Source organism: Silanimonas sp. (assembly GCF_044377035.1).
GTDB lineage: Bacteria > Pseudomonadota > Gammaproteobacteria > Xanthomonadales > Xanthomonadaceae > Silanimonas.
This window is the reverse complement of sequence record NZ_JBILJW010000009.1, coordinates 100,638-112,916: the sequence shown is the minus strand read 5'-3', so window position 1 is coordinate 112,916 and position 12,279 is coordinate 100,638. Positions and strand designations below refer to the sequence as shown.

Here is a 12,279-nt window from a genome sequence, read left to right as displayed (position 1 = left end):
CCGAGGTCAGGCCTCGCTGCGGCCGCGCAGCCGCTCGAGCAGACCCTCGAGCGTTTCGTTGCCGTGGAAGTGCAGCACCAGCTGGCCTTTGCCGCCACGGCCGGATTTCACTTCCACCTTCGTGCCCAGCAGTTCGCCGAGCTCGCGTTCGAGCTGGGCGACATCGGCGTCGCGCTTCACCGCGGGCTTCTTGCCGGGCTTCGTCTCCGGCAGCTTGCCGGCGGCGAGTTCGTGGGCGCGACGTTCCACCTCGCGCACGCTCCAGCCTTCCTCGGCCGCCTGCTGGGCCAGCGCGATGGCGGCCTGCGGGTTGAGCGTCAGCAGGGCGCGGGCGTGGCCCATCTCCAGCTTGCGGGCGTCGACGAGGGCGCGGATAGCCTCCGGCAGCTCGAGCAGGCGCAGCAGGTTCGACACAGCGGCGCGCGAGCGGCCCACGGCCTCGGCGGCCTGCTGGTGCGTGAGGGCGAATTCGTCGATCAGGCGGGCCAGGGCCTGCGCTTCCTCGAGCGGGTTGAGGTCTTCGCGCTGGATGTTCTCGATCAGCGCCATGGCGATGACGGCGCGGTCGTCGACCTTGCGCAGCACCACCGGCACCTCGGCGAGGCCCGCGCGCTCGGCGGCGCGCCAGCGGCGCTCGCCGGCGATGATCTCGTAGCGGTCCTTGCCCACCGAGCGCACGAGGATCGGCTGGATCACGCCCTGGGCCTTGATCGACTCCGCGAGCTCATCGAGTGCCGAACCGTCGAAGTGCTGGCGCGGCTGGTACTTGCCGGCCTGCATCTGGCCGATCGGCAGCGTCTTCAGGACATCGCCCGGCGCCGGCTCGTCGGCCTTCGCGCCCTTGTTGCCAGTGCCCAGCAGGGCATCGAGGCCGCGACCGAGGCCGCGTGCTTTCGTGCTCATCGCGCGGCCTCCTTGGCCAGCTTCTTCTCGCCGCGGACGATCTCGCCCGCCAGCCCGAGGTAGGCGATGCCGCCCCGTGAGGAACGGTCATACCCGATGATGCTGCGGCCATGCGACGGCGCTTCGGCGAGGCGCACGTTGCGCGGCACGATCGAGCGGAAGACCTTGTCGCCGAAGTGCTCGGTGAGCTCGTTCGACACGGCGCTGGCGAGGTTGTTGCGCACGTCGTACATGGTGCGGACGATGCCGCTGATCTCGAGCGCCGGGTTGAGCTTCTGCTTCAGCGCATTGATGGTGTTGACCAGCGCCGACAGCCCTTCCAACGCGAAGTACTCGCACTGCATCGGCACGATCACGCCGTCGGCGGCGGCCAGTGCGTTGAGCGTCAGCAGCGAGAGCGAGGGCGGGCAGTCGATCAGGATGTAGTCGTAGCGGTCGCGCACCGTGTCGAGTGCGTTCTTCAGCCGCTGCTCGCGCTGCGACTCGTCCATCAGGCGGATCTCGGCCGCCGTCAGGTCGATATTCGTGGGCAGCAGGTCGTAGCCTTCCTGCGTCTTGACGATCGCGGCGTCCGCGGTTGCCTCTTCGAACAGCACTTCGCACATCGAGGCCTCGAGCTCGCGCTTGTCGACGCCCGAGGCCATGGTGGCGTTGCCCTGCGGGTCGAGGTCGACCAGCAGCACGCGGCGCGGGGTGGTGGCGAGGGCGGCGGCCAGGTTGACGGCCGTCGTCGTCTTGCCGACGCCGCCTTTCTGGTTGGCGATTGCGAGGATGCGGGCCATGCGGGACGCGGGTTCCGTGCAGCCGGCCCGAGGGGCCGGCAAGGCCGTGGATGATGCCACAGCGCCCCGGAGCCCCGGCTCGGGTGAGGCTGGCCGCCGGATCAGGGCCGGCGTCAGGCCCTGCCGCGGAGCAGGCCGGCCTCGCGCAGGCTGGCGATGGTGGCGTCCAGCAGCTCGGGCAGCGGGGTCTCGCGGTAGCCCAGCCGGGCCATGGCCTTCGACGAGTCGACCTGCAGGTCGTGGCAGGGGAACACTGCGGCCTCCGGGGTGATGTCCGGCATCTTGCCGGTGACCCGAGAGAGGGTGTCGCTGGCCCAGGCCACCGACTTCAGCACCCAGGCCGGCGTGGCGCGAGTGGGCGCCTTGCGGCCAAGGCGCTCGCCGATCATGCCGATCAGGTCGACGAAGCTCGCGTGTGCGCCGCCGAGCAGGAAGGTCTCGCCCTCGATGCCGTCCTCGAAAGCACGCACCTGGGCCCGGGCGATCTCGCGCACATCCGCGAAGGCGCCGGAGCCGGGTGGGGCGCCGGGCAGCTTGCCCTGGTCGACCAGCAGGATCAGTCGCGCCCAGTTGCGGGTGTCGCCGGGGCCGAGGATGTGGGAGGGCTGGAAGACCACCCACGGCACGCGTGAACCGCGCACGGCCTGCTCGGCCAGGAACTTGGTGCGCTCGTAGTTCACCCAGCTCTCGCCGCCGCGCTGCGGCACGTCCTCGCGCAGCACGCCGTGGACGAGGTGCGAGTACGCCGAGACCGAGCTGGTGTGGAGGAAGCGCCGGATGCCGGCGGCTTCCGCCGCGCGCAGCAACAGTTCGGCCCCGCGCACGTTGGTGCGCGTCTGGATCGGGTTGTGCGGCCGCCACTGGGTGGTGTCCGCCGCGGTGTGGAAGATCGCTTCGCAGCCTTCGACCGCTGCCTGCAGGAGGGCCCATTCAGCGGGCCGCTCCTCGCCCAGCGTGGCGCGGACGGGCTCGCCGCCCAAGGCGCGGATGGCGGCATCGCCCGACTCCGAACGCGAGACGCCGCGAACGGTGTGGCCGGCCGCGACGAGTTCGCGCAGCAGGTGTTGGCCGACGAAGCCGGTGGCTCCGGTGAGCAGGACTTCCGCCATGGGGAGGCTCGCAGCAGGGGGGAGGCCGAAGGTGGCCCATCCGGGGCCTGCGGAACGTGAGCAAGGTCGCGCCGTGGCCGAGGATGACGTGGGTTGACGCTTCGGGCCGGCGGGCGGAGGAGAATCCCGCTACCACCCGGTAGCGAGACCTCTCCCCATGGACCCGATGAACGGCACACCGACCAGCACCCCCACCCGTGCCGCGGAGAAGTGGTTCGGCAAAGCCCTCGCGGAGGCGAGCGCGGTCGAGCGGCGCGTTCTCGACGTCGCCCTGCGCCAGAAGACCGTCGCCAAGGACGCCGCGCTGCAGGCCGACGCCCAGCGGAGCTTCGGCGAGCGGATGGCGGATGGGGTGGCGGCCTTCGGCGGGTCCTGGACCTTCATCGGGCTTTTCGCCCTCGTCATCGTCCTGTGGTCGCTCGTCAACACGGAGCTGCTGGGCACGGCGGCCTTCGATCCCTACCCCTACATTTTCCTGAACCTGATGCTCTCGATGCTGGCGGCCGTGCAGGCGCCGGTGATCCTGATGAGCCAGAACCGCCAGGCCGAACGCGACCGCATCGCGGCCGCGCACGACTACGAGGTGAACCTGCGCGCCGAGCTCGGGATCATCGCGCTGCACGAGAAGCTCGACGCGTTGCGGGTGGAGCAGATGGCGACGCTCATCGCCACGCAGCAGGAGCAGATCGCCCTGCTTCAGCGCCTGGTCGAGGCGCGCGCGCCGGATGGGCGGTAGGCGCGAACGGCCGGAGGCGCGACAATCGTGGGCATGAATGCTCCGACCGACCTTGGATTCCTGCGCCCCGACCTCGAGCGAGGCCTCGCCGCTCTCGGCCTCGATCCGGGCGCGCCGGTGGAACGCAGCGCGCCGGCGGCCGGCGACGACGGCACGCTGGCCGGCGCCCTGCTGGCCTACCTCGCCCTGCTGGTGCGCTGGAACGGCACGTACAACCTCACCGCCATCCGCGATCCGGCCGAGATGCTGGTGAAGCACCTGTTCGATTCACTGGCGATGGCGCCGCACGTGCGCGGCCTCGCCACGCTCGCGGACCTCGGCACCGGCCCCGGCCTTCCCGGCATCCCGCTGGCGCTCGCCACGCCGGGCCTCGCCGTCGCGCTGGTGGAGAGCAATGGCAAGAAGGCGCGCTTCCTCCGCGAGTGCGTGCGCCAGCTCGGCCTCGCCCCGCGCGTGCGCGTGCTCGAGTCGCGCGCCGAGGCGGTGGCCGAGCCCGGCGCGTTCGAGGCGATCACCGCCCGAGCGCTCGACCGTCTCGTGGGCATCCTCGAGGTCGGTGGCCACCTCGTCGCTCCGGGCGGGCGCCTGCTGGCGATGAAGGGCGTGCACCCCGCCGAGGAGATCGCCGAGCTGCCGTCCGGTTGGGTCGGCGGCGCCGTCCACCGGCTGTCGGTGCCGGGCCTGGAGGGCGAGCGGCACCTGGTCGAGGTGCGGCGGGGCTGAGACGGCGCTAGACCGCCGCCGGCTGCGCCCCGAGGTCGATCCAGTGCTGCAGTGGCGCGGGGCGGCCGAAGTGGTAGCCCTGGCCTTGGCGGATACCGAGCGTCCACAGCGCCTTGCGCTGCTCTTCGGTCTCGATGCCCTCGCTGACGACCTCGAGCTCGAGCGACGCGGCCATGGCGACGATCGCGCGGATGATCGGCCGCGAACCGCCGCGCGTTTCCGCGCCGCTTTCCAGCGACGTGGCGAAACTGCGGTCGATCTTCAGCCCGTGCAGCGGGAAGTGCTGCAGGTAGGAGAGCGCCGAGTAACCGGTGCCGAAATCGTCGAGCATGATGCGCACGCCGGCGCGGTGCAGGGTTTCGAGGGCTGCGCGGGCCAGGTCCTTGCGGTCGATCAGTGCGCCTTCGGTCACCTCCACGCAGACACGCGACGGATGCGCGCGCTGGTCGCGAACCAAGGTAAGGAAGCGCGTCGCGAAATCCGGGGCGAGCAGGTGGCGCGGCGACAGGTTCACCGAGACGTAGGCATGGCTCGGCGTCAGGCGGACGAGATCGCCGATCGCGCTCGCGTACATGCGCCAGTCGATCTCCTCGATCATGCCGGTCTCCTCGGCGAGGCCGAGGAAGGCGCCGGGCGCCCGGACCGTGCCGTCCGGGCGGTTCCAGCGCAGCAGCGCCTCGTAGCCCAGCACGGCGCCGTTGGCGATGCTGACGATCGGCTGGTAGTAGGGCTCGAACTCGTGGTGGACCATCGCCCGGCGCATTTCGCGCTCCAGCTCGAGCCGCTGCTGCGCGAGATGGCGGAGGTCCTCGTCGAACAGCGCGTAGCGCTTCCGGCCGTCGGCTTTGGCGCGATACATGGCGGCGTCGGCGTCGCGCAGGATCTCCTCGGCCGACGCGTAGTGCGGCTGGGCGACGGCAACGCCCACGCTGGCCGAGCTGTGCAGCTCGCGCCCTTCGATGAAGAAGGGTTGGTCGAGCACCTGCATGATGCGCTCGGCGACGTTGATGGCGTCCTCGACGCTGCGGATGCGCTCCAGCAGCACGGCGAACTCGTCGCCGCCGAGCCGGGCGAGCACGTCCGGGTTGCGTACGCACTCGCCGATCCGCTTCGCCGCCTCGCGCAGCAGCGCGTCGCCGACGAGGTGGCCTTCCGAGTCGTTGATGACCTTGAAGCGGTCGAGATCGAGGAACAGCACGGCGAACAGCCGCTCCGGCTGCGCCACGTGCTGGGCCATCGAGGCCACGAGGCGGTCGAGCAGGTACTGTCGGTTCGGCAGGCCGGTGAGGCTGTCATGCAGGGCCTGGTGCTTGAGCTGGCGCTCCACGCCCTCGCGCGCGCTGATCTGCTGGCGTAGCGTCTCGTTGGCGAGCCCCAGTTCGCGTGTCCGTTCCGACACGCGGTGTTCAAGGTCGAGGTAGGCCTGGCGCAGCGCGACACCGGCGCGTCGGCGACCGATCGCCGCGGCGATGTGCGTGCCGACGAAGCTCAGCAGTTCGAGGTCGCGGTGGGTGAACCGCACGTCCGCGCGGTAGCTCTGCACGGCGATCACGCCCACCGGCGCGTCGTCCACCATCATCGGTACGCCCAACCAGCAGCTCGCGGACTGCTGGCCGGCCACGGTCGCGCCCAGTGCGTTCAGTTCGCGCATCACCGACTCGCTGGCGAGCAGCGGTTCGCCGCTGTGCAGGACGTACTCCGTCAGCCCCTGGCCGGCTTTCCGGGACGGGCGCGTCGGCGTCCGCTCGTCGACGGAGTACGGGAAGGAGGTCTCGTCCGTCGTCTCGTCCCACAGCGCGATGTAGAAGTTCCGCGCGTCGATGAGCTCGCCGACGATGCTGTGCACATCGGCGTAGAAGCGCGCGTCGTCGTCCGACTCGTGGCGGCTGGCCAGCGCGGTGATGCGATACAGCGCGGTCTGCAGCCGCTCCGCGCGCTCGCGCTCGACGACCTCGGCCTGGAGTGCCTCGGTGCGCTGCTGCACGCGGCGCTCGAGTTCGATCGTCGACTGGCGGCGGGCCAGGGCGGTGGCGATGTGCTCGGCCACGTAGGACAGCAGCTGTTCGTCTTCGGCGCTGTAGGTGTGCTCGGGGCGGTAGCTCTGCACCACCACCGCGCCCTGGGTGATGCCGTCGCTGGTCATCGGCACGCCGAGCCAGTCGTTGCTCTCCGGGCCTTGCGCCTCGTCCTGCATGCCGAGGCTGGCGGCCAGCTGCTCGGACGGCCCGCGCAGCGCCTGCTGGCGCTGGATCACCTGCACCGTGAGGCTGCCGAGGAGCTCGGATTCGGGGATCTCCAGGTCCGGGTCGAGGCCGTCGGCGTCCTCGCTGTCGGCGAAATAGACGAAGCGCAGGGTGCGACGTTCCGGATCGCGCAGCGCGATGAAGAAGTTCTCCGCGTACATCAGCGTGCCGACGATGCGGTGCATCGCCGCCATGACCTCGGCCGTCGGCTTCGACGAACTGGCCACCTCGGAGATCGCGAACAGGGCCTCCTGGAAACGCATCGCGTGGGCGCGACGGTCCAGTTCCATGCGCAGGCGATCGATCTCCCGCTCCGCGTCCGCCAACGCCTGCCCGGGCGGCTGCATCCGCTCCGGCGGTGCGGGTCCCGGCGCGGTCCTGCGAGGGGAGGGTGGCGTCGTCATCCGGCCGAGTGTAAGCCCGGTTGCCCGGTCGAAATGGGATGGCCGTCTTGCCCTGCCGCCCGCCCCCGCCGGCGTACCATCGGCACCCATCCCCTGCCTGCCGACGTTTTCCCGAATGAGTGCCCTCCGCCAACGCCCGCGTCGCCTTCGTCGTGACGACTTTTCACGCCGCCTGGTGCGCGAGAACCGCCTCACGCCCGACGACCTGATCCTGCCCGTTTTCGTCCACGAGCTTCCGGGCCGCGAGGCCATCGGCTCGATGCCCGGCGTCGAGCGGGTCTCGATCGATGAACTGCTGAAGGTCGCCGGGGAGGCCGTGGCGCTCGGCATCCCGGCGCTGGCGCTGTTCCCGGTGACCCCGCCCCAGGCCAAGAGCCTCGACGCCGCCGAGGCTTGGAACCCGCAGGGCCTCGCCCAGCGCGCGGTGCGTGCGCTGAAGGCCGCCTACCCGCAGCTCGGCGTCATCACCGACGTCGCGCTCGATCCGTTCACCACGCACGGCCAGGATGGCCTGATCGACGACAGCGGCTACGTGGTCAACGACGCCACGGTCGATGCACTGGTGAAGCAGGCGCTCAGCCACGCCGAGGCCGGTGCCGACGTGGTCGCGCCCAGCGACATGATGGACGGCCGCATCGGCGCCATCCGCGATGCGCTTGAAGCCGCCGGCCACGTGCACACACGCATCCTCGCCTACTCGGCGAAGTACGCCAGCAGCTTCTACGGGCCGTTCCGCGATGCGGTGGGCAGCGCTGGCAACCTCGGCAAGGGCAACAAATACACCTACCAGATGGACCCGGCGAACAGCGACGAGGCCATCCGCGAGGTCGGCCTCGACCTCGACGAGGGCGCCGACATGGTCATGGTGAAGCCGGGCCTGCCCTACCTCGACATCGTGCGCCGGGTGAAGGACGCCTATGGAGCGCCCACCTTCGTCTATCAGGTGAGCGGCGAGTACGCGATGTTGAAAGCCGCCGCTCAGAACGGCTGGCTCGACGAGCGCGCCTGCGCCCTCGAGGCCCTGCTGTCGATCAAGCGCGCCGGTGCCGACGCCATCCTGACCTACTTCGCGCTGGACGCCGCGCGCTGGTTGCGCGCAGGCTGAACGGGTGCTCCCACCGCTTCGTCAAGGAGAGAACGCCATGAGCGGACGCTATGCCCTGGTTGGCCAGCCTGTTGCACATTCGCTGTCGCCGCGCATCCATGCCGCCTTCGGCGCGCAGTGCAGCATCGCCGTCGAGTACGGCCTGATCGATGTCGCGCCGCACGGTTTCGACGCGGCGGTCGCCGCGTTCGCGAAAGCCGGGGGCGCGGGCCTCAACGTGACGCTGCCGCACAAGGAAGCCGCGCGGGCCTTGTGCGCGACGCTCTCCGAGCGAGCGCGCCGCTGCGGTGCGGTGAACACCCTGATCCGCGGCAGCAATGGCTGGCACGGAGACAACACCGACGGCGCCGGCCTGGTGCACGACCTCACCGAGCGCCATCGGCTCGATCTGCGCGCGCGCAAGGTGCTGCTGCTCGGTGCCGGCGGGGCCGCGCACGGCGTGGCTCCCGCCCTGCTCGATGCCGGCATCGAATCGCTGTGGATCGTCAATCGCAGCCCGGACCGCGCCGACGCCCTGAGCGACCGCCTCGGCGAACCCGGTCGCGTGCACACGCGCTACTGGGACGACCTGCCCAACCTCGGCGTGTTCGACATGATCGTCAACGCCACGTCGGCGGGGCGCAGCGCCAGCGCGATGGCGCTGCCGTCGTCGCTGGCCACGGAACGCACCCTCGCGGTCGACCTGAGCTACGGCGAAGCCGCCATCGCCTTCCTGTCGTGGGCGCGTTCGCAGGATTGCGAGACCGCGCTCGACGGGCTCGGCATGCTGGTCGAGCAGGCCGCCGAAGCCTTCCGGCTCTGGCACGGGCAGACGCCCGACACCGACCCGATCTACAGCGAACTTCGCGCCGGCGCGGTGGCCCTGCACACGGCGGAGTGATCGCCCTCGGTTGCTTTGCGTTGGCGGCTTACTGCGGCGGCAGGCCGAGGTACTGGTCTTTCAGTCGCACGTAGTGCTTGGCCGAGTAGTAGAGCTGTTCGATCTCGCGGTCACTCAGACGGCGCCCCGGCTTGGCCGGATTGCCCAACCACAGCTCGCCGCTCTCAACGACCTTGCCCGGCGGCACCACCGCACCCGCGCCGACGAAGCCGTGCTTGCGCACCACCGCGCCGTCGAGCACCAGAGCCTTCATGCCGATGAGGCAGGCGTCTTCGATGGTGCAGGCGTGGATGCAGGCCGCGTGGCCGATGGTGACGTCGGCGCCGATGATTGTCGGGAAACCGTCGGGCCGCGTGTACGGGCCCTCGTGCGTCACGTGGATGATGGTGCCGTCCTGCACGTTGGTTCGCGCGCCAATGCGGATGTGGTTGACGTCGCCGCGCACCACCACGCCCGGCCACAGCGAGGCGTCGTCGCCCAGCACCACGTCGCCGATCACGTGCGCTCCCTCGTCGACGTAGCAGCGTTCGCCGAGCACGGGCGTCTTGTCGCGGAAGGGGCGGATGGGCATGGCGGTGGCTCGTGGTCGAAAGGATGCGACGGAGTGTAGCGGCGCGCGTCGCGCGGTTGCGGTGGTGGATCGCGGGGATCTCCATGGCGCCAGCGCAGGGCCGTCTGCCAAGGCTGGCCCGCCCCGTCGCCTTCAAGGCGAGATTTCCGGCGGTCCGATCGAAGGGGGCGTCCTGCCCCTCGATCGGATGGCTCATCCCTGAGCCGGTCCTTCGGACCTTGCGCCTCAACAGCGTGCCGGGGCTCCTTATTCGCCTTGGCGGCCGGCCCTGCGCCGCCGCTCGCGGAACTCCGCGAGTCCGAAACGACACGCGCGCACTCCGCTGCACTCTCGCCACATCCATCCATGCGCTCGCGGCGAGCTTGTGGCATCCCCGCGAGTGGGTTGGCGACGGCGCGCTGTGGCGCAGCCAGCACTCGGCGAAATGCGCTGCAAACGAAACGGGGTGAGCCAGCTTTCGCCAGCCCACCCCGTGCGCTTTCAGCCGTGACGCGTCCGATCAGCGCAGGTCGAAGCGGTCCAGCTCCATCACCTTCGTCCACGCTGCCACGAAGTCGGCGGTGAACTTCGCCGCCGAATCGCTCTGCGCGTAGACCTCGGCCAGCGAACGCAGCTGCGAGTTCGAGCCGAACACCAGGTCGACCACCGTGGCCGTCCAGCGCACGGCGCCGCTCTTGCGGTCGCGGCCTTCCAGCACGTTCGGGTTCGAGGCCGAGCGCGACCACGCCGTCCCCATGTCGAGCAGGTTCACGAAGAAGTCGTTGCTCAGCACGCCGGCACGGTGGGTGAACACGCCGTGCGCGCTGCCGCCGGTGTTGGCGCCGAGCACGCGCAGGCCACCGACCAGCGCCGTCATCTCGGGCGCCGTCAGGGTCAGCAACTGGGCCTTGTCGACCAGCAGCTCCGCGGCCTTGGCCTCGCGGCCCGGCTTGGCGAAGTTGCGGAAGCCGTCAGCCTGCGGCTCGAGCACCGCGAACGAAGCGGCATCGGTGTGCTCCGGGCCGGCATCGGTGCGGCCGGGGTGGAAGGACACGGTCACCGACTGGCCCGCGGCCTTGGCCGCGGCTTCGATGGCGGCGCCACCGGCCAGCACGATCAGGTCCGCCAGCGAGATCTTCTTGCCGCCCGGGGCCTTGGTGTTGAAGTCCTTCTGGACGACTTCGAGCGCGGCCAGCGTCTTCGCCAGTTCAGCCGGATGGTTGGCCGCCCAGTCCTTCTGCGGGGCGAGGCGGATGCGGGCGCCGTTGGCGCCGCCGCGCTTGTCGCTGCCGCGGAAGGTCGAGGCCGAGGCCCAGGCCGCGAAGACGAGGGCGGGGATGCCCACGCCGGAGGCCAGCACCTGCGCCTTCAGCGCGGCGATGTCGCCGGCGTCCACGAGCGCGTGGTCGATGGCCGGCACCGGGTCCTGCCAGATCAGGGTTTCCTTCGGCACCAACTTGCCGAGATAGCGGGCGCGCGGGCCCATGTCGCGGTGCGTGAGCTTGAACCAAGCGCGGGCGAACGCATCGGCGAACTCGGCCGGGTTCTGGTGGAAGCGGCGCGAGATCGCCTCATAGGCGGGGTCGAAGCGCAGCGCGAGGTCGGCCGTGGTCATCATCGGCTGGTGGCGCTTGTTCGGATCGTGCGCGTCGACGACGGTGCCGGCACCGGCGTCCCCCTTGGGCTTCCACTGGTGCGCGCCGGCCGGGCTCTTGGTCAGTTCCCACTCGTAGCCGAACAGCGTGTCGAAGTAGCCGTTGTCCCACGTGGTCGGGTTCGGCTTCCACGCGCCTTCGATGCCCGAGGTGATGGTGTCGCCGCCCTTGCCGCTGCCGAAGCTGTTGGCCCAGCCGAAGCCCTGCGCCTCGATCGGCGCGCCTTCTGGCTCGCGGCCGACGTGGTCCGCCGGGCCGGCGCCGTGCGCCTTTCCGAAGGTGTGGCCGCCGGCAACGAGCGCGACGGTCTCTTCGTCGTTCATCGCCATTCGGGCGAAGGTCTCGCGGATGTCGCGGGCCGAGGCGACCGGATCCGGGTTGCCGTTCGGGCCTTCCGGATTCACATAGATCAGGCCCATCTGCACCGCGCCAAGCGGATTCGCGAGCTCGCGGTCGCCGCTGTAGCGCATGTCGCCGAGCCACGTGGTCTCCGGGCCCCAGTCGATGTCGTCCTGCGCTTCCCAGATGTCCGGGCGGCCACCGGCGAAGCCGAAGGTCTTGAAGCCCATCGTCTCCATCGCGACGTTGCCGGCGAGGATGAAGAGGTCGGCCCAGCTCAGGGCCTGGCCGTACTTCTGCTTGACCGGCCACAGCAGGCGGCGCGCCTTGTCGAGGTTGCCGTTGTCCGGCCAGCTGTTTTCGGGCGCGAAGCGCTGGCCGCCATGGCCGCCGCCGCCGCGGCCGTCATGGATGCGGTAGGTGCCGGCGGCGTGCCAGGTCATGCGGACGAAGAACGGGCCGTAATGGCCATAGTCGGCCGGCCACCAGTCCTGCGAGTCGGTCATCAGCGCCTTGAGGTCGGCGACGACGGCGTCGATATCGAGCGCCGCGAAGGCCTTGCGGTAGTCGAAGTCGCCGCCGAGCGGGTTCGACTTCGTCGAGTGCTGGTGGAGGATCGACAGATTCAGCTGCTCGGGCCACCACGCGGCGTTGCCGCCTTGGCCGGTCTGCGAGGTCGTTCGGCTGCCGGAGGAGAACGGGCACTTCGGTTCAGTGGACATGGGAGGCTCCTGTGAGGATCCGCGCGGCGGGGGTGCGGCGCTGGCGCGACGGGATGCCGCGTGCCCAGCAACCTACGCCCCTCCCATGACAATGGGGAAATGGATTGTTTGACTCATTTCGATAGGCG

Annotated in this window: 10 protein-coding genes; 4 read left to right on the top strand and 6 right to left on the bottom strand. The window is 70.4% G+C overall.

The annotated features are described in order from the left end of the window. Nucleotides 1-6: 6 nt before the first annotated feature. From ACIQ6S_RS06980 to ACIQ6S_RS06970, 3 genes are all read right to left on the bottom strand, one after another. On the bottom strand, nt 7-903 hold the full coding sequence (locus ACIQ6S_RS06980) for a ParB/RepB/Spo0J family partition protein (RefSeq protein ID WP_397607725.1): 897 nt from the start codon (nt 901-903) through the stop codon (nt 7-9). Continuing rightward, nucleotides 900-1,685, bottom strand: coding sequence for a ParA family protein (locus ACIQ6S_RS06975; protein WP_298343725.1), 786 nt, complete (start codon nt 1,683-1,685; stop codon nt 900-902). Before ACIQ6S_RS06975 ends, ACIQ6S_RS06980 begins: the two co-directional genes overlap by 4 nt. Nucleotides 1,686-1,798: 113 nt before the next feature. After that, entirely contained in the window at nt 1,799-2,794 is a 996-nt protein-coding gene (locus ACIQ6S_RS06970) for an NAD-dependent epimerase/dehydratase family protein (protein ID WP_397607724.1), read from the bottom strand. Nucleotides 2,795-2,951: 157 nt separating this feature from the next. On the opposite strand from ACIQ6S_RS06970, the gene ACIQ6S_RS06965 reads away from it, so the two are divergent. Together ACIQ6S_RS06965 and rsmG are read left to right on the top strand one after the other, a co-directional pair. Further along, nucleotides 2,952-3,530 (top strand): DUF1003 domain-containing protein, encoded by a 579-nt coding sequence (locus ACIQ6S_RS06965; RefSeq protein WP_297865258.1) that lies wholly within the window; start codon nt 2,952-2,954, stop codon nt 3,528-3,530. 33 nt (nt 3,531-3,563) lie between these two features. Next, nucleotides 3,564-4,253: a 16S rRNA (guanine(527)-N(7))-methyltransferase RsmG gene (rsmG, locus tag ACIQ6S_RS06960; protein ID WP_397607723.1), complete on the top strand. Its 690-nt coding sequence runs from the start codon at nt 3,564-3,566 to the stop codon at nt 4,251-4,253. A 7-nt stretch (nt 4,254-4,260) separates the two neighbouring features. On the opposite strand, the gene ACIQ6S_RS06955 is transcribed toward rsmG, so the two are convergent. Then, nucleotides 4,261-6,843: an EAL domain-containing protein gene (locus ACIQ6S_RS06955; RefSeq protein ID WP_397607722.1), complete on the bottom strand. Its 2,583-nt coding sequence runs from the start codon at nt 6,841-6,843 to the stop codon at nt 4,261-4,263. A 172-nt stretch (nt 6,844-7,015) separates the two neighbouring features. On the opposite strand from ACIQ6S_RS06955, the gene hemB reads away from it, so the two are divergent. Both hemB and aroE read left to right on the top strand, forming a co-directional pair. Continuing rightward, entirely contained in the window at nt 7,016-8,005 is a 990-nt protein-coding gene (hemB, locus tag ACIQ6S_RS06950; RefSeq protein ID WP_397607721.1) for a porphobilinogen synthase, read from the top strand. A gap of 37 nt (nt 8,006-8,042) precedes the next feature. Beyond that, nucleotides 8,043-8,885: a shikimate dehydrogenase gene (gene aroE / locus ACIQ6S_RS06945; RefSeq protein WP_397607720.1), complete on the top strand. Its 843-nt coding sequence runs from the start codon at nt 8,043-8,045 to the stop codon at nt 8,883-8,885. A 28-nt stretch (nt 8,886-8,913) separates the two neighbouring features. Here aroE and ACIQ6S_RS06940 read toward each other — a convergent pair whose 3' ends face one another. Then, nucleotides 8,914-9,456 (bottom strand): gamma carbonic anhydrase family protein, encoded by a 543-nt coding sequence (locus ACIQ6S_RS06940; RefSeq protein ID WP_397607719.1) that lies wholly within the window; start codon nt 9,454-9,456, stop codon nt 8,914-8,916. Between the two features lie 499 nt (nt 9,457-9,955). Continuing rightward, complete coding sequence (gene katG / locus ACIQ6S_RS06935; protein ID WP_397607718.1) at nt 9,956-12,151, bottom strand: catalase/peroxidase HPI; 2,196 nt, start codon at nt 12,149-12,151, stop codon at nt 9,956-9,958. Between the last annotated feature and the right edge of the window lie 128 nt (nt 12,152-12,279).

Bases quoted from the DNA above. Each gene is read 5' to 3' on its own strand.
- aroE (WP_397607720.1), top strand. From the start codon at position 8,043: ATGAGCGGACGCTATGCCCTGGTTGGCCAGCCTGTTGCACATTCGCTG.
- katG (WP_397607718.1), bottom strand. From the start codon at position 12,151: ATGTCCACTGAACCGAAGTGCCCGTTCTCCTCCGGCAGCCGAACGACC.
- rsmG (WP_397607723.1), top strand. From the start codon at position 3,564: ATGAATGCTCCGACCGACCTTGGATTCCTGCGCCCCGACCTCGAGCGA.
- ACIQ6S_RS06980 (WP_397607725.1), bottom strand. From the start codon at position 903: ATGAGCACGAAAGCACGCGGCCTCGGTCGCGGCCTCGATGCCCTGCTG.
- ACIQ6S_RS06940 (WP_397607719.1), bottom strand. From the start codon at position 9,456: ATGCCCATCCGCCCCTTCCGCGACAAGACGCCCGTGCTCGGCGAACGC.
- hemB (WP_397607721.1), top strand. From the start codon at position 7,016: ATGAGTGCCCTCCGCCAACGCCCGCGTCGCCTTCGTCGTGACGACTTT.
- ACIQ6S_RS06970 (WP_397607724.1), bottom strand. From the start codon at position 2,794: ATGGCGGAAGTCCTGCTCACCGGAGCCACCGGCTTCGTCGGCCAACAC.
- ACIQ6S_RS06975 (WP_298343725.1), bottom strand. From the start codon at position 1,685: ATGGCCCGCATCCTCGCAATCGCCAACCAGAAAGGCGGCGTCGGCAAG.
- ACIQ6S_RS06955 (WP_397607722.1), bottom strand. From the start codon at position 6,843: ATGCAGCCGCCCGGGCAGGCGTTGGCGGACGCGGAGCGGGAGATCGAT.
- ACIQ6S_RS06965 (WP_297865258.1), top strand. From the start codon at position 2,952: ATGGACCCGATGAACGGCACACCGACCAGCACCCCCACCCGTGCCGCG.